Consider the following 26,171-nt stretch of genomic DNA (forward strand, 5'->3'; position numbering starts at 1 on the left):
GCGCTCAGTCCGGGCCGACCCACAGCCACGCGACGCCGGTGAACTCGTTGTCCCCGACCACGACCCGGCGGAACCGTCCGATTCCGGGCTCCAGCCTTCCGGCCTCGGCGTGCACCGTGCCGGAGACCAGCACCAGCACGTCCGCCTCCGGGTAGCGGGCCACCGCCATCCGCAGCGGATCGCTGTCCACCAACCGGTTCAGCTCCTCCGGACCGGATCCGATGGCCATCCGCAACCGCAGCCGGTCCCGGAACCGGGCGTTGTCCTGCGCCAGCCGGTTGGCCGCGGCCATCAGCAGACCGGGCAGCACCCGGGCCGGATCCGCGGTTGCGGGCAGCAGCACGACGACCCGGGCGCCGCCGATGTCGGTCCCCTGGGCCAGTTCCGGATCGACCCGGACGTCGCCGAGGATCCCGGCGACCACCGTGCGCAGCCGGTGCTCGACATCGTCCTGCTGCGCCGCGGTGCGTAACTCGTAGCCGACGACCTCGACCACGAACCCGATCCGAAACACGGGCGTGACCGGCGGAATCCCACTCCGATCCGCCAGTGGACTCGGCATACGCGGACCCCCTCACCATCGCCGAGTCCGAACCTACTGCCCAGCTGTTGACTCCACAAAGGTGCCCGCTACTTGTCCGAGGTTTGTCACTGGCTGTGGTCCGGGATGCCGCGCACGGCGTGATCGGCGAACTCGAGTGCCTCGTCCACCAACGCGGACAGGTGTGCGCTCGGGATGCGGTAGAGCATCCGCCGACCGTCCCGCCGGGACGCGACCAGCCCGGCCAACCGCAGCCGGCCGAGGTGCTGGGAGACCGACGACCGGGTCGCGGACACCTGTTCGGTCAGCGTGCTGACGTCCGACTCGCCGCCGCCGAGCAGGCGCAGCAGCCGCAGCCGGGTGGGGTCGGCCAGCAGGCCGAGCACCTCGGCGGCCACCGCCAGTTGCGCGTCGGTGGCAGCTGCAAGGTGTTTGTGCGCGCGCATGTTTGCATAATGCCGTTCACCAGGGCATTCTTCAAGGATGGGACACGGTCACGGGCATTCGCACGACAGCGCGCACCGGGTGGACGCGGCGCTGGAGTCCAGCCGGGCCGGGATGCGGGCGCTGGCCGTGTCGTTCGCGGCGCTGCTGGTCACCGCGCTGGCCCAGGCCGCGGTGGTGCTGGTCTCCGGTTCGGTGGCGCTGCTGTCCGACACGATCCACAACCTCGCCGACGCGCTGACCGCGGTCCCGATCGGGATCGCGTTCCTGCTCGGCAGGCGCGCGGCCACCCGCCGCTACAGCTACGGATTCGGCCGGGCCGAGGATCTGGCCGGCGTGCTCGTCGTCGCGGTCATCGCCGCCTCCGCCGGACTGGCCGGCTACCAGGCGATCGCCCGGATGATCGACCCGCATCCGGTGCGGCATCTGTGGGTGGTGGCCGCGGCGGGCGTGATCGGCTTCGCCGGCAACGAGATCGTGGCCCGCTACCGGATCTCCGTCGGCCGCCGGATCGGCTCGGCCGCGTTGGTCGCCGACGGCCTGCACGCCCGGACCGACGGGTTCACCTCGCTGGCAGTCGTGCTCGGCGCGCTGGGCGTCGCCACCGGTTTCCCGCTGGCCGACCCGATCATCGGCCTGGTGATCACCGTGGCCATCCTGCTGGTGCTGCGGGACGCGGCCCGGGAGGTGTTGCTGCGCCTGCTGGACGCGGTCGACCCGGACACCCTGGACCTGACCGAGCGGGTCGCCGGCACGGTGCCGGACGTGCTCGGCGTGCGCCAGCTGCGGATGCGCTGGCTCGGCCACACGTTGCGGGCGGAGTTGGCGATCACGCTCGCCCCGACGCTCACCGTCGAGCACGCGCACCGGATCGCCCACGACGTCGAGCACCGGCTGGTCGAGCACGTCCCGCACCTGACCGCGGCCACCGTGCACACCGAGCCGGCGGCCTGAGATATTCACGCCGCTACCCGTGTCCGCGTCACTCCCGGCGGCGCTCCCGTTCTGGGAACGTGGAAAGACCCGTTGGCTCTACGTTGGGATGGGCGCATGTGCGGGCCGCACTGGAAACTGGTGGTGGATCAGCGCGGCGTGACGATCGCCGGCAACCGGTTCGAGTTGACCACCCGGCCGGACGGCGCGCCGACGGAGTCGGGGGTGGACGCACTGGTCGACGGGGTGGCGCCGGCGCAACTGGAGTCCGCGCTGTCCGAGCTGGAGGCGATGACCCGCCGGACGTATGGACAGTTCTGCGTGCTGGCAAGGGGTTTGGAGATCATCGGCGAGCGGTGGGCGCTGATGATCGTGCGGGACCTGTTGGTCTCGCCGCGCACCGAGGCCGACCTGCGCCGCGGTCTGCCACGCATCCCGCCGGGCGCGCTCACCGCCCGGCTGCGCGAGTTGGAGCGCACCGGCGTGGTGTGGTCGGTGCCGGGTCCGGACGACCTGCTGGTGTACCAGCTGACCGAGTACGGCCAGGAGTTGGAGGAGATCGTGGTCCGGATCGGCCGGTGGGGCGCGCGATCGCTCGGCACGGCGCGGCCGGACGAGGTGGTCACCACCGACTCACTGGTTACCGCGCTGCGCGCGGCGTTCCGCCCGGACGCGGCCACCGGAGTCCTGGTGAGCTTTGACATCCACGCCGACGGCGGTGTGGTGCATGCCAGGGTGGCCGCCGGCGAGCTGCACGATTCCGTTGGCCCACAAGGAAACGGCGCGGACCTGACGATCGAGGCCGGGGTGCTGGTGCTGCACCTGATGTCCGGCGAGCTCGATCCGGCCGAGGCGTCGACCAGCGACGGATTGCGGATCACCGGCGATCCCGCGCTGCTGGAGCTGTTCACCCGGCTGTTCCGGTTACCCGAGTCGAGCAGAGCAATCTGACGGTTGTTTCATCGAACCTACGCTCCTACCGTGGTGAGTACTGTCACGCAACCAAGGAGGAGGCGATGGGAAAGCTCGCCGAGCAGAGCACGCTGCCGCACACCGCGGGCGTGCTCAAACGAGCCGTGCGGCGCCGCGCCCGCAGGCGGCCGGCCCAGCACATCCGCCGGCCGGCAAACCCGGGCGTGCGCCGCGGCCCGGACGGCTCGAGGAAGTGATTGGGAGAAAAGGAAAATCTCGCTAGGCACGAGCGAAGAAGACATGCGGGAGGCCCGGCTGCATCCTGGATCCGATACGCCGGAGGAGGTGCCGCCGTGCAACCGGGCCCGTTGGACGAAGAGCAAACCAAGATCATGACGTTGGAGGCGTTCGCCGACACGATCATCCCGGGCGAGAAGCGGTCGCCGGACGACCACGCCATCGCCGGGGTTTCGGAGGGCGGCGGCGCGGTGGCCGCCGGCGCGCTCGAGCTGCTGCACGACCAGGCGGCCGGCGTGGTCGCCGGGCTGCCGTACCTGGCCGCGTCGCTGAACGGGCACGCGCAGACCCACGCGGCGGAGCGCGGGCTGGAGCTGGACGGCTCCCTGCCCGCCTTCGTCGCACTGTCCTATCCGGACAGAGTGGCCGTGGTCGAGCGGCTGACCACACCCGGCCACCCGGAGAAGGACGGCTGGGTGCTGCTGGCCCTGTTCAGCAACATGGCCTTCGACGTCGCCGCGCACCGGCACACGGTCGAGGCGCTCGAGTCCGGGCACCCTGGCCTGCTGGCCATGGGCTTCACCAAGCCGGACGCCGACGGGCTGTGGCGGTTCGCCGAGTACTCCTACGGCGCGGAGCTGGCCAAGCGGCATCCGGACACCGACCTCGACACGGGGAGCCTCGCGTGAGCACGGAGCAGACCGACGTCCTGGTGATCGGCAGCGGGTTCGGCGGCGCCATCGCCGCGTACTACCTGGCCGCGGGCGGCGCGCGGGTGACCGTGCTGGAGCGCGGACCCTGGCTGGACGCCGAGGACTTCGACCACGACTACCTGCTCGGCTCGTCGTACACCCGGGTGTTCGACTTCGTGGCCGGCGACGGGATGAGCGTGCTCGGCGGCAACTGCGTCGGCGGCGGCAGCGTGGTCTACTTCGCCGCGCTCCCCCGGGCGCCGCGGTTCGTCTTCGAGCGGACCGGCGGCACCGGCAAGCGACTGTGGCCGGCGGCGATCGACCGGGACACGCTGGATCCCTGGTACGACCGGATCGCCGAGGTCATGCCGGTGACCCAGCAGACCTGGAACGACGTCACCTATGCCGGCGGCCTGTGGGCGGCGGCGTGCAACCACTCCGGGCACACCGCGAACCCGGTGCCGGTCGGCGTGGACAGCCGCAAGTGCGTGAACTGCAACTGGATGATGGCCGGCTGCCGGTTCGACGCCAAGCGCTCGCTGCTGTTCAGCTACCTCCCCGCGGCGGTCGCGCACGGCGCGCAGATCCGGCCGCTGCACGAGGTTCAGCAGATCTCCAAGACCGACGACGGCGATTTCCGGGTGCACTACAAGATCGTCGACGACGAGGACTACCGGATCCTGCACGAGGACGGGGCGATCGACGCCAAGATCGTGATCGTGGCCGCGGGCGCCGGTGCCACGCCACCGATCCTGCAGCGCTCCGAGGCGACGCTCGGCCCGATGCCGCACGGTGTCGGGCGGTACTTCTCCGGCAACGGCGAACGGCTGAACACCGCCGTGTTCAACGACGACAAGGTGCGCGAGGTGCTCGGCCTGTCCCGGGCCGACGGGATCGGGTACCGGGCCAACCAGATCGGCAAGGGCCCGGTGGTCGCCTGTTGGGACTACCTGGACGGCGCCCGGCCCGAGTTCAGCCGGTTCTCGTTGGAACAGCTGTACTTCCCGCCCGGTCTCGGCACGATCCTCGCCCAGGCCCCGGATGCCACCGGCCCGGCCTGGTTCGGCAAGGAGAAGAAGGAACTGCTCAAACGCTGGCAGGACTGGCTGATCATCTTCCAGATGACCGAGGACAACAACGAGGGCGTCTTCGGCCCGCCTCCCCCGACCGGCAACGCGTTCCGGATCTCCCAGCAGATGCTCGGCCGCGGCCCGCTGCGCTACGACCCCACCCCGGAAACCCTGCGCGGCTGGGCCGAAGCCGACGCCGCGTGCAAGGAGATCCTGGAGAAGGACGGCCTGGCCAAGGTCACCCCGTGGACCAACGACGTGGTCGGCGCCTACACCGTGCACCCGTTGTCGTCCTGCCGGATCGGCGACGACCCGGCCACCTCCGCCCTCGACGACAACCACGAGTTACGCGGCCACCCCGGCATCTTCGTCACCGACGGCTCCGCGGTGCCCACCGGCGTCACGGTCAACCCGGCGCTGACCATCGGCGCCCTTGCCGAACGCGCCATGCCGGCCATCGTGCGGGCGGCACGGGACCGCGGCGTGCCGGTCCGGTACGGCGCCCCGCTTCCGGTCAACGCCACCGGCACCCCGATGAAGCGAACCAGCCAGGCCGCCTGAGCGGCGGTCCGAAAAAGCGCTGTAGGCGTCGGCCCCGGCCGGCGCCTACGGCGCTTTCTGCGCACGATGGGATACACCAGATGGTTGCGCGACGAAACTCAGCCACCGTACCCTATAAGTAGCATCACGAAACCAACTCTGGGAGCGACCGAATGGACAAGCGCTACAAGCTGACCGGCGGGACCGAATTCCTCGACGAATGGAGTGGGCAGGCCGGCCAGGCGCGCAGAAACGTCGTGTACGGGGCGTTGTTCGCCGTCATCGACGGCTCGGTGTTCCGCTCCTACGGCGTGTTGCGGGACACCCAGAACCCGTGGGAGCACTTCGTGCTGCTGCGCGAGGACCTGGTGCTGAAGGTCGCGTTCACGGCCGAGGACAGCTTCGCCATCCGCTACATCGGCGAGTTGGAGCACGCGCCGGGACTGGACCTGGCGATGGACGCCACGTAGCCGGCCGACCCCGCTGCGTCGATATCCGCTGCCGGACGGGCCGCCCACGCGGCTCCGTTCGCCACCCTCGCCGGTAGGGTGACCGGCGAAGATACGAGCGGATTGGAGACCGGGGGAGATGAGCATCGCCATGGAGACCGGAAAGCCCACCAGCAGCCACCCGCTGCTCGAGGACATTCACCGGGTGATCGCCGACAGGTCCTGCGCGGTGCTGTCCCTGGACATTTTCGACACCATTCTCTGGCGCCGGGTGCCCCGGCCGACCGACGTGTTCGCCATTCTCGGATCCCGGCTCAGAGCCGCCGGACAGTGCGCGCCCTGGGTCACCGACGCCACCTTCCGGCGGATGCGGATCGCCGCCGAGCAGGCCGCCCGCGAGCGCCGTGGCGAGGCGTGGGGCAACGAGGTGTCGCTGTTCGACATCTGGGGCGAGATGCCGCCGGAGCCGTTCGGCGGCGCCCCGATCGAGCGGCTGGTCGAGGCCGAGGTCGAGCTCGAGCGCGAGTTCACCGAGGTGGATCTGGACATCGCCGACGTCATCCAGCTGGCCAGGAAGAACGACGTGCCGGTGATCCTGGTCTCGGACACCTACTTCACCGAGGAGCACCTGCGCCACCTGCTGGACCGCCCCGAGTTGGGCCCGATGCAGGACGTCCGGGTGTTCCGCTCGCACCAGCACGGCCTGGACAAGGCCTCCGGGCTGTTCGAGATCGTGCTCAAGGAACTGGGCCGCGACCCCGAGCAGCTCGTGCACATCGGCGACAACGAGATCGCCGACCACGAGGCGCCGGCCGAGCTGGGCATCCGCACCCTGTGGTACGAGCGGATCGACGACCGGTTCGGCGAGACCCTGGACCGGGAGCGGGAGGAGATCGAGCCGTTCGGCCCGGCGGCCGCGCTGCTCGACCCGCGCGCCGGCGACTTCGGCCTGACCAGCCTGCGGGCCAAGACGCTGCTGTCCGGATCGAACAAACCCGCCTCGGCCACCGACACGGCCTGGCGCTACGGCGCCACGGTGCTCGGCCCGGTGCTCACCGGTCTGGCCGAGTGGGCGGCGCGGTGGGCGCACGAGACCGGTACGCAGGTGCTCTGGTGCCCGATGCGCGAGGGCGAGCTGCTGTCCAAGCTGGTCAACGACGCGGCCCGGACCCGCGGCTGGAAGGTGACCGCCAAGCCGATCTGGCTGTCCCGGCACGTGGTGTCCATCGCGGCGCTGGACGCCTTCGACACCGACTCGGTCACCGACTTCATCCGGCGCAGCTACCAGCCCACCGTGCGACAACTGCTCGGCATGCTGCACCTGCGCTCCGGCGACGTGCCGGTGCTGGCCGGCGAACTGGACACCGTGCTGGACAACGGTCCGGTGGTCGAGCGGGTCGCCATCGCCCTCACCGAGGCGCCGCACATCCGCAACCAGTTGGCCGCGCGGGTCACGGCCATGCGCGACCGGCTGATCCGGATGCTGCAAGGCACCGGCGCCCTTGACGCCCCCGAGATGACCCTGGTCGACCTGGGCTGGGGCGGCACCATCCAGTACTACCTGGCCCGGGTGCTGAAGCTGGCCGAGGCCGGGGTCACCGTCAACGGCCTCTACCTGGCCACCGACCACCGCTCCACCCGGGTGTACCGGGCGGGGCTGCGCGCCGAGGGCTTCCTGGCGCAGGCCGGGCACCCGCAGGAGGTCGCGGCCACCCTGACCCGCAGCCCCGAGGTGCTCGAGCAGTGCGTCAACGCGGTGTGCGGCTCGCTGATCGACCTGACCGAGGACGCCAAGCCGGTGCTCGGCGCGGCCAACGACGCCCCGTCGCAGAGCGCCGAGCGGCAGGCCGCCCAGGACGGGATCGTCGCCTTCCAGCAGCAGTGGAACCGGTACGTGGACAACGCCGGCGGCGCGTGGACCGACCTGACCGGCTCGGCCGCCCGCAAGCGGCTGGCCAACATCCTGATCTCGGCCATGAAGGCCCCGACCGCGGACGAGGCCGGGGTGTTCGGCCGTTGGCAGCACGAGGACAACTTCGGCTCGACCGTGATCACCCGGCTGCTGCCGGAGGACCTGGCGGCGGCGATCCCTTACATGTCCCCGAACGACCTGAACGACCTGGACATGCGGGACTCGTTCTGGCCGGCGCTGATCGCCACCTCGGACACCGCGCTGGCCGCGGCGAGCAAGGCGATGGCCTCCGGACGGATCGACCCGGCGATCTTCGAACCGTCCGGCGAGCCCAGCGAGACGGTGATCTACTACCACACGCTGGACGACCGCTGGCACAAGGGCCCGAGCAAGCCGGTGCGGATCAACCACAACGGACTGTCGTTCGCCCGGCTGGCGTTCGAGGCGTTCGACACCGACATCGTCTCGCTGATCATTCCGGGCCGGCCGGCGGTGGTGCGGATCGACTGGATCGAGGCCCGGGTGATCGCCGGCAAGCGCCGGGTGCCGGAGCCGATCCGCTGGGACCGCGCCGAGGACTTCGCCGGCCTGGACTACCGCGAGTGCCGCTGGCTGGGCGCCAACATGGTCGAGTTCACCACACCGGAGGCCGCGGTGATCCTGCCGCTGGCCGCCAGGGGCGGCGGGCCGGTCACCTCTGCTCAGATCACGGTCGCCTTCGCTATGCTGCCGCAGTCCATGTCCCGGTTCGCGCATCAACTCCCCCTCGGTTCCAAGATGGCGCGGATTTCGGGCCGGTTGCGCGACGAATATCGGGCGCGAGGCGCCAAGGGTGTCGCCACCGGCGCGGCCCGCCTCGCCCTACGCAAGCTGGCAGGCCCGCAATGAATCATCAGGTCCACGTAGGCACGCGGGACGATCCGCACGCCCAGGCCCGCAGCGCCCGCACGCTGCCGGTTCTGCTCCACTCCATGGCGGTCTTCCGCGAGCTGTTCGAGATCATCTTCGACAGCCGGGAGATCCGTACCGTGGTCGAGGTCGGGGTGGAGTCGGGCAAGGTCAGCGGTATGTACGCCGAGCTTGGCGCGACCGCGGTCTACTGCGTGGACCCCAAGCCGACCGACGAGATCCGGGCGAACCTGGCCGAGAACGACGCGCTGCACCTGGTCGAGGGCTGGTCCCCGGACGTGCTGGCCGACCTGCCGGTCGCCGACATGTACGTGCTGGACGGCGACCACAACTACGCGATCGTGCACGACGAGTTGGCCTGGGTGATGGCCAACGCGCCGGACGCGGTCATCGTGCTGCACGACGTGATGTGGCCGTGTGCCCGCCGCGACCTGTACTACGAGCCGTCCGCGCTCGGGCCGGAGCGGCGGCATCCGGCGTCTGCGGACGGGCCCACCGTGTGGCATGACGAGCTGACCCCGGCCGGTTTCGTCGGCCTCGGTGCGTTCACGTCGGCCGAGCGGGCCGGCGGCGAGCGCAACGGCGTGCTCACCGCCGTCGAGGACGCGGTCGCCGAGTCTCCGTGGCCGGACGGCTGGCGGTTCGAGCTGGTCCCGGCCGTGTTCGGGATGGGCATCCTGGTCCGGACCACGCCGGAGGCCGACCGGCTGCTCGAGCGGCTGCGGCCATTCACCGAGTCCAGACTGCTGTGCATCCTCGAGAACAACCGGATCGCCTTGTACACCAAGGTGTTGCAGATGCAGTTCGAGGCCGTCGCACACGCCGACGACGCCGACCGGCTGGCCGAAACCGTTGCCCGGCAACGACATGAGCTGGCGGCGGCGGCCACCCGGCAGGCCAACCAGGTGCTCGCCCTGCAGCTGGAGGTCGACCGGCTGCGCGGCCTGCTCGGCCGCCGGTTCCGTCCCCGGCTGGCCGGCGCGTTACGCCGGCTGGCCAGGCTGCTGCGCCGGCTCGGTCTCTAGACTCCGGTCAACGCCGGTGCCGGCTCGTCCGTGCGCTCCGGTTCGGTCTCCCCGACCGGAATCCGCGAGGCCAGCCAGTACACCGCGAACAGCACTCCGACCGCGACGGTGCAGGTCAGGATCGGCAGCGCGACGCCGAGCGGCGGCGCCCAGCTCCCGTTGAACGGGTTGATGCTGCGGAACCCGGAGTCCCACCGGACCATGGTGAACAGCAGGCAGACCAGGTGGATCGGCAGCAGCACCAGGGCGAGCAGCCGGGTGGTCAGCCGAACCCACTGCGCGGAGAGCCACCGCCGGGCCAGCACGTGCGCGCCGAACAGGCACAGACCCACCGCCCCGGTCAGGAAGTAGCGGCCCTGGTTGAACAGGCCGATCTGGTTCGCGGTGAGGATCTCCATCAGGGTCAGCGGCGCGAAGGTGGCCACGAACAGGCCGATCAGCCGCCATCGGTCGGCCCGGGTGCCCAGCGCAAGGCCGCCGAGGAACAGCAGCCCGAAGGCCATGAACCAGGCCACGTAGATCAGCCGGGGCATCAGCGTCTCGGCCCAGCCCATCACGCCGACCATCTGGTTCGCCATGTTCGGCCACACGTGGTCGATGGCCGTGGCGCGCAGGATCTCGGCGGTGCTGAAGCCGTGGTCGTAGGTCAGCGGGTCGACCGTGCCGGCCACCAGCGTCCAGCCCAGCCCGGCGAGCGTGGCGACGCCCGCGGCGATCCCCCAGCCGCGCACCGCCCGGTCCCGGACCAGCTCGCGCACCCGCTGCCGGGAGGACGGCAGCAGCACCGCGCCGACGATCACCGCCAGCCACAGCACACCGGTGAACCGGGGGGTGACCAGCGTGACGGCCGAGGCGCCGGCCAGCGCGACGGCGGCCCGGTTGATCCCCGCGCGTTGTTCGTGCACCAGGGTGATCAGCGCGGTGAACAGGGCGACCCCGGCGGCGATCTCGATGCCGTTGGGGTTGATCGCCCCGGCCAGGTGCGCGGTCATCGGGGTGACCGCCACGACCACGCCGGCGACCAGCGCGCGGTGTCGGGTCCACCGGCTGGCCCCGACCAGCGCGCAGGCCAGCAGCGCGGCCACCGCGGCCCCGGTGAGCGCCCGGGCCAGCATGATTCCGGGCCAGGACGGCCAGACCGACAGCGGCCAACCGGCGAGCACGTAGTAGACCGGGTTGGCCTTGGCCGCCTCGGTGGTCACCCGCACCGGCGTGGTGTCCCCGCCCGGCTCCGGCGCGCAGTCGGCCGGCACGTCCGGGTGTTGCGGGAAGCAGCGCGGCCGGACCAGGCTGCGCGGCACGGTCTGGTACCCGCTGAGGTCCCGCTCGCTGGACGGGACCGGGTTGAACACGTCGCCGTCCCGCGCGATGTCCGCGCCGCCCGGCTGCACCGGCGGGGCGATCAACTGGCCGTCGAGCACCCCGGCCGCGCGGATCGCGTGCCGCTGCTCGTCCGGCGGGCCGTTGTACGGCGCGGCCAGCGCCCAGGCCAGATGCAGCAGCCAGAAGCCGGCGAAGGCCAGCAGCCACAGCCGGACCGCGCTACGCATGACCGGCCTTGACCGGCTCGTCGACGGTGACATCGGACGCGTCCTCGTGCTCGGGTTCGGCGGGCGGCACCGGTTCGGGCGCCCCGGCGGCCCGCCAGAAGGTCACGAACAGCACGCCGACCGCGACCGTGACCAGGACCAGCGGCAGCGTGTTGCCGTAGGGCGGCTCCCAGGAGCCGTTGTACGGGTTGAGGCTGACCAGCCCCGAGTTCCACCGGGCCATCGTGTACGGCAGGCAGATCAGCTGAACGGGCAGCAGCAGCACCAGCACCAGCCGGGTGATCGAGCGCTGCTGCTCGGCCGGCAGACCGCGCCGGGCCATGATCCAGGCCGCCAGCATCGGCAGCCCGACCGCCCCGGGCAGGAAGTAGCGGCCCTGGTTGAAGAAGCCGATCTGGTTGGCGGAGAGGATCTCAAGCGCCAGAAGCGGGGCGAAGGTGCCGACGAACAGGGCGATCAGCCGCCAGCGGTCCACCCGGCTGCCCATGATCAGCCCACCGAGCAGCACCAGCCCGGCGGCCATGAACCAGACGACGTAGACCAGCCGGGGCATCAGCGTCTCGGCCCAGCCCATCACGCCGATCATCTGGTTGGCCACGTTGGGCCACATCTCGAACACGGCGAACCGCAGGATCGTGGTGACGCTCAGGCCATGTTCCCAGCCGGCCGGTTCCGCGGTACGGGCCACCAGGGTCCAGGCCAGCGACGCGGCGACGCACAGCACGACGAACCCGGACGCGAGCCACACGGCCGGCGACCGGGCAAGCTCGCGCAGCCGGGCCCGGCTGGCCGGGACGAGCAGCACGCCGAGAATGATCAGCAACCACATCAGACCGGTGAACCGGGGCGTGACCAGCACCCCCGCGGACACCGCGGCCAGGGCCACCTGGGCCCGGTTCACCTCGCCGGTCTTCTCGTGCAGCAGGGGGATCAGCGCGGCGAACAGCGCCACCCCGGCCGCGATCTCGATGCCGGCGGGATTGATGGCCCCGCCGAGGTGGGCGATCATCGGGGTGAGCGCCACCGCCACCCCGGCCACGATGCCCTTGTGCCCGAACCACCGGGCCGCCGCGACCACGGCGCAGGCCAGCAGCGCGGCCATGAGCGCGCCGTTGATCAGGCGGGACAGCATGATCCCGGTCCAGTTCGGCCACACCGCCACCGGCCAGGCGCTCACCAGGTAGTACACCGGGTTGTACCGGGCCGCCGTGGTGTTCACCATCATGGCCGTCTCGTCGCCGACCGGCTCCGGCTCGCAGCTGGCCGCGACCTCGACCTTGGTCGGGAAGCACCAGCCCCGGTTGAGGGTCTTCGGGACGTTCTGGTACCCGTGTATCCCTTCGGCCGGGGCGATGATCTCGCCCCGGCCCACCCCGGCCGCCCGGATGACGTGCTGCAGCTCGTCGGGTGGGCCGTTCAGCGGCGTGGCGAACGACCACGCCGCGTGCAGCAGCCAGAACCCGACGAAGGCCAGCAGCCACAGGCGGATTCCGGAACGCCGACGGTTCACGAGCGGCGATCGTATGCGATTGCGAAGCACCCCGGTCGGGCGACCCTGGTCAGCGGACCGCCTCGGCCAGCACCTCGACCACCCGGTCCTGCTGCGCCCGGGTGATCCCCGGGTAGATCGGCAGGCTGAGGATCTCGCCGGTGACCTGCTCGGCGTTGGGGAACGCGCCGCGCCCCGCGCCGGCGAACGGCTCGGTCAGGTGGATCGGCGTCGGGTAGTGGATGGCCGCGCCGACCCCGTTGTCCCGCAGGTGCGCCACCACCCGGTCGCGCTCGGCGACCCGGATCACGTAGAGGTGCCAGACGTGGGTGTTGCCGGGCAGCGTGCTCGGCGGGACCACGCCGGCGAGGCCGCCGAGCAGCTCGGTGTAGTAGGCGGCCGCCTCGGCCCGCGCGGTGTTCCACGCCGCCAGCCGCTTGAGCTTCGCGCTCAGCACCACGGCCTGCAGGGTGTCCAGCCGGCTGTTGAAGCCGAGCGTGCTGTGCACGTACTTGGCCGGCGAGCCGTGATCGCGGAGCAGCCGCACCGACTCGGCGAGTGCGTCGTCGTTGGTGGTGACCGCGCCCGCGTCGCCGTAGGCGCCCAGGTTCTTGCCCGGGTAGAAGCTGGTGCCGGCGATGTGGCCGATCGAGCCGGACACCGCGCCGTTGCGGGTGGCGCCCTGGGACTGGGCGGCGTCCTCCACCACGGTCACGCCGTGCTCGGCGCACACCGGCAGCAGCTCCTCGACCGGCGCGATCTGGCCGTACAGGTGCACCGGCAGGATCGCCTTGGTGCGCTCGGTGATCGCGGCGAGGGCCGCCTTGGTGTCGATCAGGAAGCTGGCCGGGTCGCAGTCGACGAACACCGCGGTGGCGCCGGTGCGGGCCACCGCCTCGGCCGTGGCGATGAAGCTGTTGGTCGGCAGCACGCACTCGGTGCCCGGTCCGGCGCCGGCCGCGCGCAGCGCGAACTCCAGCGCGTCGGTTCCGTTGCCCACGCCGATGCAGTGGCCGACGCCGCTGAACTCGGCGTAGGCGCGCTCGAACTCGCCGACCTGGGGGCCGTTGATGAACGCGGTGCGCTCAAGCACCTGTGCCCAGCCGGCCTCGACCTCCCCGGCGATCTCGGCGTGCTGGACGGACAGGTCGACGGGGGGAATGGGAGCAGTCATGCGGGTGTCCTCGTGGGAATCTGATCGACGGAATTCGTGGTGCGCAGGCGCCGGGCGGGATTGCCCACCCACACCTCGCCGGGCGGCACGTCGCTGAGTACGACCGCGCCCATGCCGAGCAGCGCGCCGGCACCGATCGTCAGGCCCTCGCGGACCATCGAACCGCTGCCGAGGTAAGCGCTCTCGCCGACGGTGACACCGCCGGAGAGACGCACCCCACTGGCGAACTGCACGTAGTCGGAAATGTTGTCGTCGTGGGTGATCGTGGTGTGCGGCATGGCCACCACGTGCGCGCCGATCACCTGCGGCGCGGTCACCACGGTGGCGGCAAGGAACACCGATCCGGCACCGAGCTCGGTGCCGGGGGCGATGCTGGCGGTTGGGTGCACGACCGTGGCCCAGCGGTGCGCCGGCAGGTCCAGCCGGTGCACGATCTTCTTGCGGGTGCCCAGGTTCCGCGGGCTGGCGATGGTCAGCACCACCGCGGCGTCCGGCTGCTCGGCGACCAGCCCGGTCGGGCCGAGCACCGGCCGGCCGTCGATGATCTGGCCGTGCAGCGCCGGATTGTCGTCCAGGAAGCCCAGCACAGTCCACTGTGGACGTACCGAGTTGACCGCCTCGACGGCGGCCAGCGTCTCCCTGGACAACCCACCGGCGCCGATGATCAGCAGCGGTGCGGTCACCGGCGGCCCCGCAGCGTCTCGGTGAGCGCGGTGACCACGGTGTCCTGCTCCGCCTCGGTCAGCTGGTGGAACAGCGGCAGGATCACCGAGCGCCGGGCCAGGTGCTCGGTCACCGGCAGGTCCGCCGGCAGGTCCGCGTACGGCGGTTCCAGGTGCGAGGCCATGATCCCGCGCCGGGCGGAGACCCCGTGGGCCTTCAGCCCGGCCAGCACGTCCCGCTGGGTGCCGGCGTAATCCTCCGGCAGCACCACCCAGAACGACTGGTAGTTGGTGGTTCCGTGGTCCGGGTCGGTGACCGCGCGCACGCCGTCGAGGTCGGTGAGCAGCTTGTGGTAGCGCTCGGCCAGCGCCCGCCTGCGGGCGATCACCTCGGGCAGCCGGGCCAGCTGCACCAGCCCGATCGCGGCCTGGATGTCGGTCAGCCGGTAGTTGAAGCCGACCTCGTCGTAGGTCTCCAGCACCACGGTGTCCGAGCGGTGCCGGTCCCCGGCCGAGACGCTCATGCCGTGCTCGCGCAGCCGGCGGCAGCGCGCGGCGAGCTCCGTGTCGTCCGTGGTGAGCATCCCGCCCTCGCCGGTGGTGAGCAGCTTGCGCGGGTGGAACGACCACGCGGCCAGGGTCGCACCGGCGCCGGCCGGCCGGCCGCGGTAGGTCGACCCGGCCGCGCACGCGGCGTCGTGCACCAGCGCCAGCCCGCGCCGGGCACACAGCTCGGCGAGGGCGTCGGCGTCGAACGGCACGCCGCCCTGGTGCACGGCCAGCACCGCCGCGGTGCGCGGGGTGATCACCGCGTCCACCGTCTCCGGCGTGAGGTTGCCGGTCAGCGGATCGACGTCGGCGAACACCGGCTGCGCGTTGACGTAGCGCACCGCGTTCGCGGTGGCGATGAACGACAGCGACGGCACGATGACCTCGTCGCCCGGTCCGATGCCGAGCACGTGCAGCGCCAGGTGCAGCGCGGTGGTGCAGGACGAAAGCGCCACACCGTGGCCGGCCTCGACCGAGCCGGCGAACGCGGCCTCGAACTCGGCCACCCGCGGCCCCTGGGCCACCCAGCCGGAGCGCACCGCCTCGGCCGCGGCCAGCGCCTCCTCCTCGCCGAGCGAGGGTCGGATCACCGGGATCACTGCAGCGCCTTCCACCAGTCGACCAGGTCGGCGAGGCCGTCCTCGAGGCCGATCCGCGGCTCCCAGCCGAGATCCCGCCGGGCCGCCTCGATGTCGGCCAGCCGCCGGGTGACGCTGTTCACCGTGCGGGCCGGGCCGAACTCCGGCGGCTCGGTCGAACCCATCACCTTGGCCAGCGCCTCGGCCAGGTCGAGCAGCGAGGTCTCGGTCCCGGTCGCGATGTTGTACACCCGGTCGGTCACATCCGCCTGCGCGGCAAGGATGTTCGCCCTGGCGATGTCGGCCACGTGCACGAAGTCCATGGTCTGCTTGCCGTCGCCGAGGATCAGCGGCGGCTGGCCCTCGGCCATCCGCTCCATCCAGCGGATCAGCACCTCGGTGTACTTGCCGTGCGCGTCCATCCGCGGGCCGTACACGTTGAAGTAGCGCAGGGCCACGTAGTCCAGGCCGGTCATGGCGTGGAAGCTGCGCAGCATCCCCTCGTTGAACGCCTTGGCGGCGCCGTAGAAGGTGTCGTTGTTGTACGTGTGGTGCCGCTCGGTGGTCGGGAACTCCTCGGCCAGCCCGTAGACCGACGCGGTCGAGGACAGCACCACCTTGCGCACTCCGGCGTCGACCGCCGCCTCGATCACGTTGAACGTGCCGTCCACCAACACTTCCAGCGCGGTGCGCGGCTCGGCGGCGCACCGGGTGATGCGCAGCGCGGCCAGGTGGAACACCACGTCGGTGCCGGCGCTGACCTTGTGCAGCAGGGCGGCGTCGCGGATGTCGCCCTCGATCACCTCGACCCGGTCGGGCGCCACCCGCAGTGCGCGCTCCAGGTTGCGCGGGGTGCCGCGGCTCATGTCGTCGACCACGAGCACGCGCGCGGCGCCCGCGTCGAGCAGCTGGTCCACCACGTGCGAGCCGATCGTGCCGGCGCCGCCGGTGACCAGCATCTGCCGGTCGGCCAGGTCCATCAGGCTCCCTTTCCGTTCACCACCGGCACGAACGTGCCGCCCTCGGCGAGGCTAGTTGACGCCGCCTCCAGCTGGGCCAGCACCCGCAGGCCGGACCGGCCGTCGGTGAGCGGCGCGCGCTGCTCGATGATCGAGGCGGCGAACTCGGCCATCACCGCGCGCAGCGCCTCGCCGGCCGGCAGCGCGGGCGCGACCATGTCGCCGATCCGGTAGGAGACCCGGCGCTGCTCGGCGCTGTCCGGCCAGTCCACGCCGCGGTCGTAGACGGCCAGCGGCGCGCCCGGATCCAGGTCGTTCCACACCGCGGTGCGCTGCGAGCCGCCGACGATCATCGTGCGGATCTTGGTCGGGGACAGCCAGTTCACGTGGGCGTGCGCGATGGCGCCGTTGGACAGCTGTACCGAGAGATACGCCACACAGGCGCGGCCCAGGTTCGCCGGGTCCGAGCCGTGCGCGGCGACCGCGACCGGGTGCACCCCGGGCGGCAGGATCGAGTCCAGGATCGACAGGTCGTGCGGGGCGAGGTCCCACAGCACGTCGATGTCCGGCTGGACCAGGCCGAGGTTGATCCGCACCGAATCGACGTACTGCAGGTCGCCCAGCTCACCGGCGCGGACCAGCTCGCGCAGCCGGCGCACCACCGGGGTGTAGCAGTAGGTGTGGTCGAGCATGAGCACCCGGCCCCGCTCGTCGGCCGCGGTGACCAGCTTCACCCCGTCGGCGTAGGACGAGGCGAGCGGCTTCTCCACCAGCACGTGCTTGCCCGCCTCGATCGCGGCCAGCGCGATCTCCAGGTGCGTCCCGGCCGGGGTGGCGATCGCGACGGCGTGCACGTCCTGGTCGGCGAGCACCTCGGCCAGCGAGTCGGTCGCCCGGACCGTGCTGTAGCGGCCGAGCACCGCCTTGGCCCGGTTCAGGTCGAGGTCACACAGCGCCCGCAGGTCGAACTGCGGGGTCGCCTGGATGTTGCGCACCAGGTTGGGCCCCCAGTAGCCCGCACCGATTACCGCTACGCCAACCATCAATGTCCTTTCGGTTTGTCGCCAATCACACTGGCTGTAGTCATCTACAACCTTTGGGTGATCACCCTTTAGCGCCCCAGGCATCGTAGACGGGGCCGGAGCCTGTACTACGCTCAGGCCGTCCTGTCCACCCCCAACGTAGCGGAGAGCGCATGGCCGACTGGCCAGACGTTTGGCTGATCGTCCCCGTGTTCAACGAGGGACAGGTGATCGGCGACGTCGTGCGGAACGCCCGTAAGACGTTCCCCAACATCGTGTGTGTCGACGACGGCAGCAGGGACAACTCGTCCGAGGAGATTCGCTCGGCCGGGGCACACCTGGTCCGGCATCCGGTCAACCTCGGGCAGGGCGCGGCGATCCAGACCGGCCTGGAGTACGCCAGGTCCCGGCCGGGCGCCCGGTACTTCGTGACGTTCGACGCCGACGGGCAGCACCAGGTCGACGACGTGCTCGCCATGCTCGAGCGGCTGCGGGCCGAGGACGTCGACATCGTGGTCGGCACCCGGTTCCACGGTGACACCTCACACATTCCGTGGATCAAGCGGTTCGTGCTGCAAACCGTGGTGCTGCTCAGCCGGCGCACCCGGCGGCTCGGCCTGACCGACGCGCACAACGGCCTGCGGGTGTTCAACCGGACCGTGGCCGACCAGATGAACATCACACTCAACGGGATGAGCCACGCCTCCGAGATCGTGCACATGATCGAGCGGTACGGCTGGCGGGTGACCGAGGAGCCGGTGACGATCCTCTACACCGACTACTCCATGGCCAAGGGGCAGTCGATGATCAATGGAATCAACATCGTCTTCGAAACGATGATCAAGAACAGGGCGGGTCTGTAGCCCATGCTGATTCAGTACGTTCTCGTCGCCTCGTCGGTCGGGCTGCTCATCCTGTTCCTGCGCAGGCGCGGCACCGCGCGCACCGCGGCCGGGACGAAGCTCGCCTTCCTGCTCTTCGTCATCTTCGGCATCTACGCCGCCGTCCGGCCGATGGACGTCCAACTGGTCGCCGACTGGCTCGGCGTCGGCCGCGGCACCGACCTGCTGCTGTACGCGCTCGTGGTGATCTTCACCTTCGCCACCCTCAATGCCTACCTGCGGTTCAAGGAACTTGAGCTGCGCTACGCCCGGCTGGCCCGGGCGATCGCCCTGCAGAACGCGGAGCCGCCGAGCGACGCTCCCGTGGACTGACTTTCTCCCAAACCCCACCGAGCGACAGGGAACTCATGAGCGTCCACTTCGTCGTGCCCTACTACGTCGACCCCAAGTACCTGTTCGAGCTGATCGAGAGCGTCCGCAAGCAGACCCGGGACGACTGGAAGCTGACCATCGTCGACGACCAGTACCCGGGCACCGCGGCCCGCGACTACATCGCCGAGTTGGACGACCCGCGGATCGAGTGGGTGCAGAACGAGCAGAACCTGGGCACCACCGGCAACACGACGAAGTGCCTGACCATGGGCAAGCTCAAGTACCTCACCGTGATGGGCGCCGACGACGCGCTGGAACCCAACTACGTCGAGGTCGTGGTCAACGCCTTCGAGCGGCACCCCGACGCGATCATGGTCCACCCCGGCGTCAACCTGGTCGACGGCGACGGCAACCCGACCGACAGCCTGGCTGACCGGATCAAGCGCCTGGTCAGCCGCTCCGCATGGCGGCACGACGAGCTCGATGGTCCCACCGCCGCCCGCAGCCTGATGCGCGGCAACTGGCTCTACTGCCCGGCGATGTGCTACCGCACCGACGTCGTGCCAAGGGCCCAGCAGGTCGGCCAGTACGCCTCGATCGCCGACCTCGCCTGGACCATCGACATGCTGCTCGGCGGCGGCACCATGGCGATGGACAAGACGCCGGTCTTCCGCTACCGACGCCACCAGGCCAACCACTCCTCCCAGCACGCCAAGACCCTGGCCCGGTTCGACGAGGAGCAGCGCTACTACGCCGCCGCCGCCCGCAAGCTCCGGGAGACCGGCTGGACCCGCGCCGCCCGCGCCGCCCGGCTGCACCTGACCACCCGCCTGCACGCCCTGCGCTCCGCCTTGGGCGCGCTCGGCGGCCGCGACGTCAAGCTCGCGTTATCCCTGGTCGGCCGCGCCCTGCGACCCGCCCGCTGACCGGAAGTACTCCACCGTTCGCCGGATCCCCTCGACCACGTCCACCCGCGGCGACCAGCCCAGCTCCAGGCCCGCCGCCGAGCCGTCCAGCGCGGATGCGCGCAGGTCACCCAGCCGCGCCGGCGCCCGCTCCGGGTCGTCGGCGACCCCGATCTCCTTGGCCACCAACGAATGCAGCTCCCGGTCGGAGGTCTGCCGGCCGGTGCCGATGTTGTACCGGCGGCCACCGCCGGCCGGCCCGGACGCGGCGATGAACGCGTCCACCACGTCGCCGACGAACACGTAGTCCCTCGTGTTGCCGCCGTCGCCGAAGACCCTGGTCGGCGCCCCGCGGAGCAGCGCGTTGATGAAGATCGCCACCACGCCCGCCTCGCCGTGCGGATCCTGGCGCGGGCCGTACACGTTGGCCAGCGCCAGATGGGTACAGTCCAGGCCGTACAGCTCGCGATACGTGTTGAGGTACACCTCGCCGGCGACCTTGGACGCCGCGTACGGCGACGCCGGGTTGATCGGGACCGTCTCGGCGACCGGGAGTTGGGTCGGGTTGCCGTAGATCGAACCGCCCGACGACGCGAAGACGACCTTGCGCACCCCGGCCCGCCGAGCCGCCTCGGCCAGGTTCACCGTGCCCTGCACGTTCAGCGACAGGTCCAGCAGCGGATCGGCCACGCTGACCCGCACGTCGATCTGCGCGGCCAGGTGGAACACCACCTCCGGCCGGACCGTGTCGAGCAGGCCGGCCAGCTCGGGCGCGCGGACGTCCAACTCGTGCAGCACGGCACCGGCGGCCAGCGCGGCGTCCAGGTTCTCCCGCCGCCCACGCCGCAGGTCGTCGACCACCACGACCTCGTGGCCGCCGGCCAGCAGCCGGTCGGCCAGGGTCGATCCGATGAATCCCGCCCCACCGGTGACAAGGGCACGCATCTGCGAGGGTTCTCCTATCTCGTGGCCACGGCCGGACGGCTGTCCGAACGCAGTTCCCGTAGTAGGCCGTGCAGCACGATCAGCAGGGTCAGGCCCGGCCCGAGCAGCTGCCCGATCGCGGCCGCGGTGACCGCGTCGGGCAGCAGCAGCGCGAGCCCGAGCGTGACGACCGACCCGACCACCCAGCCCACGGTGACCACCCGGTCCCGGCCGAGCGCCACCAGTGCGGGCTGCACGGCGTACGCGGCGATCAGCACCACCGTGCTGGTCCCCAGCAACAGCATGATCCCGGTGTCCGGCGGCTGCGGCGTGGCCAGGAACGTCCGCAGCACCCACGGGCCGATGGCCACGAACAGGGCCACGCCAGGGATGCCGGCGCCGACGATCCCGGCCAGCAGCAGCCGCATCCGGCGGGCGAACAGGGCCAGGTCGCCCCGGGTCACCGCGGCGGTCAGGGACGGCAGCAGCATGGTCAGCACCGGGAAGAACAGCAGCACCGGGATCCGGGCGATCACCGCGGCCTGGCCGAACGCCAGCGCGACCGCGCTGTCCTCGGCCAGCCGGGAGGTCACCGCGAGCGGCGCGATGTTGGGCAGCAGCTGGGCGAACAGCGTCGCCACCGACAGCGCGGCGAGACTCCGGCCGATCGTGGTGTCCTCGGCGGTCGGCTCCACCGGCTCCACCGGCTCGGCCGGCCGGCGGGCGCGCAGCCAGGCCAGGCCGGCGAGCACCGCGACCACGGTCGAGATCTGGTAGGCCGCCGCGTACACCCACGCATGGTCGGCGCCGGCGACGGCGAGCCCGAGGCAGAGCACCATCCGGGCGGCGCCCTCGATGGCCAGCACCGCGCTGTAACCGCCGAACCGCCGCGACCCGGCCAGCTGGCCGCGCACCAGGTGCAGTGCGCCGTTGAGGGCCGGCGTGGTCAGCACCGCGGCGAAGACCACCCAGTCGCCGTGCAGCGTGGCACCGACCAGCACCGGCGCGAGCAGCACCAGCAAGCCGGTCACCACCGCCACCAGGATGGCGCCGGCCCGCAGCACCTTGCGCAGCTCCGGCCCGACCGGCCGGCCGGCGGCCAGCGCCCGGCTGGTGGACCGGCTGGCCACCTGCTCGAGCGCGGCGAACACGCCCGGGCCGGCCACGTTGACCACGAAGTAGAAGGCGAGCGCCAGGTTGGCCTCGGCCTTGGGCAGTGTCCGGCCGGTGAGCGCGACGAAGACGTAACCGGCGATCCCGAACACGACCAGGCCGGCGCCCATCTGCAGCGATGGGGCGACCAGCCGGCGGGAGCGCAGCGACAGCACGCCGCCACTGTAGAGAACGGGTTGACCTGAGCCGGGTGGGTGGTGTCGGGTTCGGATCGTGAAGGGTTGGGCGCTGGGGGTTGTCGCGGTGTTGGCGGTCGGCTGCACGTCCACGCCGCCGCCGGAACCACTGCCGCCCGGCCCGCCGCCGGTGACCGTGCCGGCGCTGACCGGGTGGACGTCGGCCGCCGGGCGGTTCGAGCTGACCCCGGACAGCCGGATCGTGGTCGACCCGGAACAGGAACACGTGCGCGACGACGCCGAGACGTTCGCCGGGGACGCGGCGGAGATCATCGGCCGGCGGCTGCCGGTGGTCACCGAGCCGCGCCGGTCCGGCGACATCGTGCTCGGGCTCGACGGCAACCGCGCCGACCTCGGCGCCGAGGGCTACGCGCTGTCGGTGGCCGACATGGTCACGGTCACCGCGCGGACCGACGCCGGGGCGTTCTACGGCACCCGCACGCTGCTCCAGATGCTGCGCGCCGGGGGACCGCTGCCGGCCGGCGCGGTCACCGACGTTCCGCGCTACGCCGAACGCGGCGTGGGAATCTGCGCCTGCATCGTGCACATCTCCACCGACGCGCTGCACCGTCTGATCCGCGACGCGTCGTACCTGAAGCTGAACCAGCTCTGGATCGAGCTGAAGGTGCGCAGCGACGCCTATCCGGACACCGTCGAGTGGGGCTACTACACCAAACTCCAGGCGGCCGCGCTGCAGGAACTGGCCGCCCGCTACCACGTCACGCTGGTGCCGGAGGTCGACGCACCCGGCCACATGACGCCGTGGCTGCGCAACCGCCCGGAGCTCCAACTCGCCGGGGCCGACGGCACCCGCAACCCGACCGTCCTCGATGTCACCAAGCCCGAGGCGTTCGACTACGTGACCGGCCTCATCGACGAGTACCTGACGGTGTTCGACACCCCGTTCTGGCACCTGGGCGCCGACGAGTACCTGATCGGCGACGACTACGCCAACTACCCGCACCTGCTCGACTACGCGCGGGCCAGGTACGGTCCGCAGGCCGTCGCCCAGGACGCGCTGATCGACTTCATCAACCGGGTCAACGCGCACGTGAAGGCCAAGGGAAAGCGGCTGCGCATCTGGAACGACGGCCTCATCGTGGCCCAGACCGTTCCGCTGGACACCGACATCGTGATCGAGCACTGGCAGGGCGGCCACGTCCGGCCCAGCGCGCTGATCGACCGTGGGCACGACGTGATGAACGCCGCGGAGGCGCTGTATCTGGGCCGTGGCACCGGAAAGGCCGACATCGCCACGCTCTACGCCCGGGACTGGTCGCCGCTGTTCTTCCAGGACGAAGCCGTTGCCCCGTCAGCAAAGGTGACCGGCGCCAAGCTGACCCTCTGGCCGGACAACGGCTCCGCCGAAACCGAGAACGAGACCGAAGCACACCTCTTCCTGCCGCTCCGGTTCATCGCCCAGTCCACCTGGGGTGCCACCCGCCCCGATCCCGACATCACCGCCTTCACCCGGCGCGCCGAACGCGCCGGCCGCTCCCCCGGCATCCCTCCCCCCGGCAACACGCCCATCCCGGACGCCCCCGTCACCCTCGCCCTCGACGAGGAGTACCTCACCCCCGCCGAACCCACCCCCGGCGCCGCCCTCACCACCGCCGCGGAGCCCAGCACGTGGCGCATCGACCCCACCCCCGACGGCTACCACACCCTGCGCCACGTTCCCACCAACCTGTGCGCCGAATCCCGCCTTGGCACCCGGGACCTGAACACCCCCCTGGAACCCGGCACCCCCATCACCGCCGAAACCTGCGCCGCCACCAACCGGCTCCAACGCTGGCAACTCGCCAGGACCAACGACACCGTCACGCTCACCAACGCGATCACCCGGATGATCGCCGTGCACACCGACGTCCTCGTCCAGGAAATCCCGCACGAGCACACCGCCGCCACCTTCGCTCTCAAACCGTCCACATAGGACACTCTGGCGGGCTCAGCTCCCGGGCGGATGGGCCGCGGCCCAGGAGCAGATGGCGGCGAGCGGCTCCCGCAGCGTCCTGCCGAGTTCGGTCAGGGCGTACTCGATGTGCTGGGGGGCGTCCAGTTTGATCAGGTGGCGCTCGACCAGGCCGTCCTTTTCCATGCCGCGCAGGGTTTCGGTGAGCACCTTCTGGGAGATGCCGGGGAGCCGGCGGCGCAGTTGAGCGGGTCGCTGGGGGCCGGCGAACAGCGCGTAGATCAACAACACCCGCCACTTGGCGGCCAACCGCTCGAGGGCCTGACGGGTAGGGCAGCTTTCCTCGAGGACGTCCGGGATCACCAGCTCCATGGCGACGCTCCCCTGCGGTGCGGCTGGGTCATGGGCACCGAAAAGTGCCCTCTGGCCGGTGCCGTGACCACAACCTAGCCTGTGGATCATCGAATTTCTCCGGAAAGGACACCACTTCCCGATGTCGGCTGCACAGGCGCGGCAGGGCATGAGCCGGCCGGACCGAATCACCTTCGCCAGCGAGGACGTCACTCTGGTCGGCGAGCTGCGGCTGCCGGCCGGTCCGCGACCCGTGCCGGGCGTCGTGCTCACCGGACCGTTCACCGGGGTCAAGGACCAGGTGGTCGCCACCTACGCCGCCGGGCTGACCGAGGCCGGCTTCGCCACCCTCGCCTTCGACCATCGCGGCTTCGGCGAGAGCGAAGGCCGGCGGGGCCACGAGGACAGCCAGGGAAAGCTCGCCGACCTGCGCGCCGCGGTGGACGTCCTGGCCTCCCGTCCCGAGATCGATCCCGAACGGATCGGCATGGTCGGCATCTGTCTCGGCGGCGGCTACGCGGTCCGGGCCGGCGCGACCGATCCCCGAATCGGGGCGGTAGCCGGTATCGCCGGTGCTTACAACAGCCCGTCCTGGTTCGCCGAGCGCATGGGCATCGAGACCTACCGGGCCGCGCTGCGCTCCTTCGTCGACCGGTACGACGAATACCTGCCCGCGGTCGCCCCCGACAACGCCGAGGCCGCGATGGCCGGCGACGAGCCCTTCGCTTACTACGGCACCGAGCGCGGCAACTCGGCCCACTGGGAGAACCGGGTCACCCGAGGCTCCCTGCACTCCCTGATGACCTTCGACGCGCTCGGCGCCGCACCCCTGCTTGCCGCCACCGCCCTCCTCGTCGTGCACGGCCGGATCGACGCCTTCTGCGCCCCCGAACTCGCCACCGAGCTCCACAACCGAGCCGCGGGCCCGAAACAGATCGTGTGGCTCGACTGCACCCAACACATCGACCTCTACGACGCCGACCCCCACGTCACCGCCGCAACCGCCGCGACCGCCCAATTCCTCCACCGCCACCTGTCCCCCCGACCGCGCTAGCCCCAACGCAAAACCGGCGGCTGGCGCCCGCGTTCGCGGGTCACCAGCCGCCGGTTCAGTTAGCCCGCTTGGCGCGAACCGTCATACCTCGACGACGTGGCGGTCAGAACCCACCGCCGTCACCACCGCCGTCACCACCACCGCCGCCATCGCCGCCGTCACCACCACCGCCGCCATCGCCGCCGCCACCGCCGTCACCACCACCGCCGCCGCCATCGCCGCCGCCGCCACCGTCGCCGCCACCATCGCCGCCACCATCGCCGCCGCCATCGCCGCCGCCGCCGTCACCTCCACCACCGTCGCCACCATCGCCGCCGCCGCCACCATCGCCGCCGCCGCCATCGCCACCACCGTCGCCGCCGCCATCGCCGCCGTCGCCACCACCGTCGCCGCCATCTCCGCCATCTCCGGAGTCGCCACCGTCACCGGAATCCCCGGAGTCGCCGCTGTCGCTGTCGCCGGAATCGCTGTCGCCGGAGTCGGAGTCGCTGTCGCTGTCGGAATCGGAGTCGCTGTCAGAGTCGGAGTCGCTGTCGGAGTCGGAGTCGCTGTCGGAGTCGGAGTCGGCATCGCTGTCAGAGTCGGAATCCGAGTCGGCGTCGGCATCCGAGTCGGCGTCGGCATCCGAGTCGGCGTCGGCATCGCTGTCGTCGGCATCGCTGTCGTCGGCATCGCTGTCGTCGGCATCGCTGTCGTCGGCATCGCTGTCATCGGCATCGCTGTCATCGGCATCGCTGTCATCGGCATCGCTGTCATCGGCATCGCTGTCATCGGCGTCCGCGTCGTCGTCCATCGAGTCGGTGTCAGCCGGCTGA

The 26,171-nt window shown here is 71.2% G+C and carries 26 protein-coding genes; 14 read left to right on the forward strand and 12 right to left on the reverse strand.

Annotated features, from left to right (window positions below; genetic code table 11):
- Positions 1-4: 4 nt before the first annotated feature.
- Together VFV67_RS14000 and VFV67_RS14005 are read right to left on the reverse strand one after the other, a co-directional pair.
- Positions 5-496 (reverse strand): hypothetical protein, encoded by a 492-nt coding sequence (locus VFV67_RS14000; protein WP_326470222.1) that lies wholly within the window; start codon positions 494-496, stop codon positions 5-7.
- A gap of 152 nt (positions 497-648) precedes the next feature.
- On the reverse strand, positions 649-987 hold the full coding sequence (locus VFV67_RS14005) for a metalloregulator ArsR/SmtB family transcription factor (RefSeq protein ID WP_326470223.1): 339 nt from the start codon (positions 985-987) through the stop codon (positions 649-651).
- 37 nt (positions 988-1,024) lie between these two features.
- Here VFV67_RS14005 and VFV67_RS14010 point away from each other — a divergent pair, with 37 nt between their 5' ends.
- The 8 genes from VFV67_RS14010 to VFV67_RS14045 all read left to right on the forward strand — a co-directional run bounded on the left by VFV67_RS14010 (position 1,025) and on the right by VFV67_RS14045 (position 9,664).
- On the forward strand, positions 1,025-1,939 hold the full coding sequence (locus VFV67_RS14010; RefSeq protein ID WP_326470225.1) for a cation diffusion facilitator family transporter: 915 nt from the start codon (positions 1,025-1,027) through the stop codon (positions 1,937-1,939).
- A 96-nt stretch (positions 1,940-2,035) separates the two neighbouring features.
- The gene (locus VFV67_RS14015; protein WP_326470226.1) at positions 2,036-2,869 is read left to right on the forward strand and encodes a winged helix-turn-helix transcriptional regulator; all 834 of its coding nucleotides are present in this window, start codon (positions 2,036-2,038) and stop codon (positions 2,867-2,869) included.
- A 65-nt stretch (positions 2,870-2,934) separates the two neighbouring features.
- Positions 2,935-3,087 (forward strand): hypothetical protein, encoded by a 153-nt coding sequence (locus VFV67_RS14020; protein ID WP_326470227.1) that lies wholly within the window; start codon positions 2,935-2,937, stop codon positions 3,085-3,087.
- Between the two features lie 111 nt (positions 3,088-3,198).
- Positions 3,199-3,756 (forward strand): DUF5987 family protein, encoded by a 558-nt coding sequence (locus tag VFV67_RS14025; protein WP_326470228.1) that lies wholly within the window; start codon positions 3,199-3,201, stop codon positions 3,754-3,756.
- Positions 3,753-5,390 carry a GMC family oxidoreductase gene (locus tag VFV67_RS14030; protein ID WP_326470229.1) on the forward strand — a complete coding sequence of 546 codons (1,638 nt, stop codon included), beginning with the start codon at positions 3,753-3,755 and terminating at the stop codon, positions 5,388-5,390. The genes VFV67_RS14025 and VFV67_RS14030 overlap by 4 nt, the downstream gene beginning before the upstream one ends.
- Before the next feature lie 152 nt (positions 5,391-5,542).
- Positions 5,543-5,839 (forward strand): DUF6235 family protein, encoded by a 297-nt coding sequence (locus VFV67_RS14035; protein WP_326470231.1) that lies wholly within the window; start codon positions 5,543-5,545, stop codon positions 5,837-5,839.
- Between the two features lie 118 nt (positions 5,840-5,957).
- Positions 5,958-8,618: an HAD family hydrolase gene (locus VFV67_RS14040; protein WP_326470233.1), complete on the forward strand. Its 2,661-nt coding sequence runs from the start codon at positions 5,958-5,960 to the stop codon at positions 8,616-8,618.
- Positions 8,615-9,664 carry a class I SAM-dependent methyltransferase gene (locus tag VFV67_RS14045; RefSeq protein ID WP_326470234.1) on the forward strand — a complete coding sequence of 350 codons (1,050 nt, stop codon included), beginning with the start codon at positions 8,615-8,617 and terminating at the stop codon, positions 9,662-9,664. The genes VFV67_RS14040 and VFV67_RS14045 overlap by 4 nt, the downstream gene beginning before the upstream one ends.
- On the opposite strand, the gene VFV67_RS14050 is transcribed toward VFV67_RS14045, so the two are convergent.
- From VFV67_RS14050 to VFV67_RS14080, 7 genes are read right to left on the reverse strand one after another with little or no spacing between them, the layout of a single operon-like run.
- Positions 9,661-11,214 carry a DUF2142 domain-containing protein gene (locus VFV67_RS14050; RefSeq protein WP_326470236.1) on the reverse strand — a complete coding sequence of 518 codons (1,554 nt, stop codon included), beginning with the start codon at positions 11,212-11,214 and terminating at the stop codon, positions 9,661-9,663. The two genes, VFV67_RS14045 and VFV67_RS14050, sit on opposite strands and share 4 nt — an antisense overlap.
- A complete protein-coding gene (locus tag VFV67_RS14055) occupies positions 11,207-12,724 on the reverse strand; it encodes a DUF2142 domain-containing protein (RefSeq protein WP_326470237.1) in 1,518 nt (505 codons plus the stop codon). Before VFV67_RS14055 ends, VFV67_RS14050 begins: the two co-directional genes overlap by 8 nt.
- Before the next feature lie 49 nt (positions 12,725-12,773).
- Positions 12,774-13,877 carry a DegT/DnrJ/EryC1/StrS family aminotransferase gene (locus VFV67_RS14060; RefSeq protein ID WP_326470239.1) on the reverse strand — a complete coding sequence of 368 codons (1,104 nt, stop codon included), beginning with the start codon at positions 13,875-13,877 and terminating at the stop codon, positions 12,774-12,776.
- A complete protein-coding gene (locus tag VFV67_RS14065; RefSeq protein WP_326470240.1) occupies positions 13,874-14,560 on the reverse strand; it encodes an acetyltransferase in 687 nt (228 codons plus the stop codon). The genes VFV67_RS14060 and VFV67_RS14065 overlap by 4 nt, the downstream gene beginning before the upstream one ends.
- A complete protein-coding gene (locus tag VFV67_RS14070) occupies positions 14,557-15,678 on the reverse strand; it encodes a DegT/DnrJ/EryC1/StrS family aminotransferase (protein WP_326470241.1) in 1,122 nt (373 codons plus the stop codon). Before VFV67_RS14070 ends, VFV67_RS14065 begins: the two co-directional genes overlap by 4 nt.
- A gap of 5 nt (positions 15,679-15,683) precedes the next feature.
- On the reverse strand, positions 15,684-16,646 hold the full coding sequence (locus VFV67_RS14075) for an NAD-dependent epimerase/dehydratase family protein (RefSeq protein ID WP_326470242.1): 963 nt from the start codon (positions 16,644-16,646) through the stop codon (positions 15,684-15,686).
- Positions 16,646-17,668 carry a Gfo/Idh/MocA family oxidoreductase gene (locus VFV67_RS14080; RefSeq protein WP_326470244.1) on the reverse strand — a complete coding sequence of 341 codons (1,023 nt, stop codon included), beginning with the start codon at positions 17,666-17,668 and terminating at the stop codon, positions 16,646-16,648. Before VFV67_RS14080 ends, VFV67_RS14075 begins: the two co-directional genes overlap by 1 nt.
- 152 nt (positions 17,669-17,820) lie before the next feature.
- On the opposite strand from VFV67_RS14080, the gene VFV67_RS14085 reads away from it, so the two are divergent.
- The 3 genes from VFV67_RS14085 to VFV67_RS14095 are packed head-to-tail and all read left to right on the forward strand — an operon-like array spanning position 17,821 to position 19,787.
- Positions 17,821-18,510, forward strand: a complete 690-nt coding sequence (locus tag VFV67_RS14085) for a glycosyltransferase family 2 protein (protein ID WP_326470245.1) — start codon at positions 17,821-17,823, stop codon at positions 18,508-18,510.
- A 3-nt stretch (positions 18,511-18,513) separates the two neighbouring features.
- On the forward strand, positions 18,514-18,861 hold the full coding sequence (locus tag VFV67_RS14090) for a DUF2304 domain-containing protein (protein ID WP_326470247.1): 348 nt from the start codon (positions 18,514-18,516) through the stop codon (positions 18,859-18,861).
- A 35-nt stretch (positions 18,862-18,896) separates the two neighbouring features.
- Positions 18,897-19,787 carry a glycosyltransferase gene (locus VFV67_RS14095; protein ID WP_326470249.1) on the forward strand — a complete coding sequence of 297 codons (891 nt, stop codon included), beginning with the start codon at positions 18,897-18,899 and terminating at the stop codon, positions 19,785-19,787.
- On the opposite strand, the gene VFV67_RS14100 is transcribed toward VFV67_RS14095, so the two are convergent.
- Together VFV67_RS14100 and VFV67_RS14105 are read right to left on the reverse strand one after the other, a co-directional pair.
- A complete protein-coding gene (locus tag VFV67_RS14100; protein WP_326470251.1) occupies positions 19,749-20,711 on the reverse strand; it encodes an NAD-dependent epimerase/dehydratase family protein in 963 nt (320 codons plus the stop codon). The two genes, VFV67_RS14095 and VFV67_RS14100, sit on opposite strands and share 39 nt — an antisense overlap.
- 14 nt (positions 20,712-20,725) lie before the next feature.
- A complete protein-coding gene (locus VFV67_RS14105; protein ID WP_326470253.1) occupies positions 20,726-22,018 on the reverse strand; it encodes a hypothetical protein in 1,293 nt (430 codons plus the stop codon).
- Between the two features lie 58 nt (positions 22,019-22,076).
- Between VFV67_RS14105 and VFV67_RS14110 the strand changes: the two genes are divergently transcribed.
- Entirely contained in the window at positions 22,077-23,972 is a 1,896-nt protein-coding gene (locus tag VFV67_RS14110; protein ID WP_326470254.1) for a family 20 glycosylhydrolase, read from the forward strand.
- A 15-nt stretch (positions 23,973-23,987) separates the two neighbouring features.
- On the opposite strand, the gene VFV67_RS14115 is transcribed toward VFV67_RS14110, so the two are convergent.
- Complete coding sequence (locus VFV67_RS14115) at positions 23,988-24,323, reverse strand: helix-turn-helix domain-containing protein (protein WP_326470255.1); 336 nt, start codon at positions 24,321-24,323, stop codon at positions 23,988-23,990.
- A 121-nt stretch (positions 24,324-24,444) separates the two neighbouring features.
- On the opposite strand from VFV67_RS14115, the gene VFV67_RS14120 reads away from it, so the two are divergent.
- Positions 24,445-25,356: an alpha/beta hydrolase gene (locus VFV67_RS14120; protein WP_326470256.1), complete on the forward strand. Its 912-nt coding sequence runs from the start codon at positions 24,445-24,447 to the stop codon at positions 25,354-25,356.
- Positions 25,242-26,171 carry a pentapeptide repeat-containing protein gene (locus VFV67_RS36780; protein ID WP_414636249.1) on the forward strand — a complete coding sequence of 310 codons (930 nt, stop codon included), beginning with the start codon at positions 25,242-25,244 and terminating at the stop codon, positions 26,169-26,171. The genes VFV67_RS14120 and VFV67_RS36780 overlap by 115 nt, the downstream gene beginning before the upstream one ends.

It is taken from the genome of Actinophytocola sp. (assembly GCF_035762905.1).
GTDB lineage: Bacteria > Actinomycetota > Actinomycetes > Mycobacteriales > Pseudonocardiaceae > DASYTH01.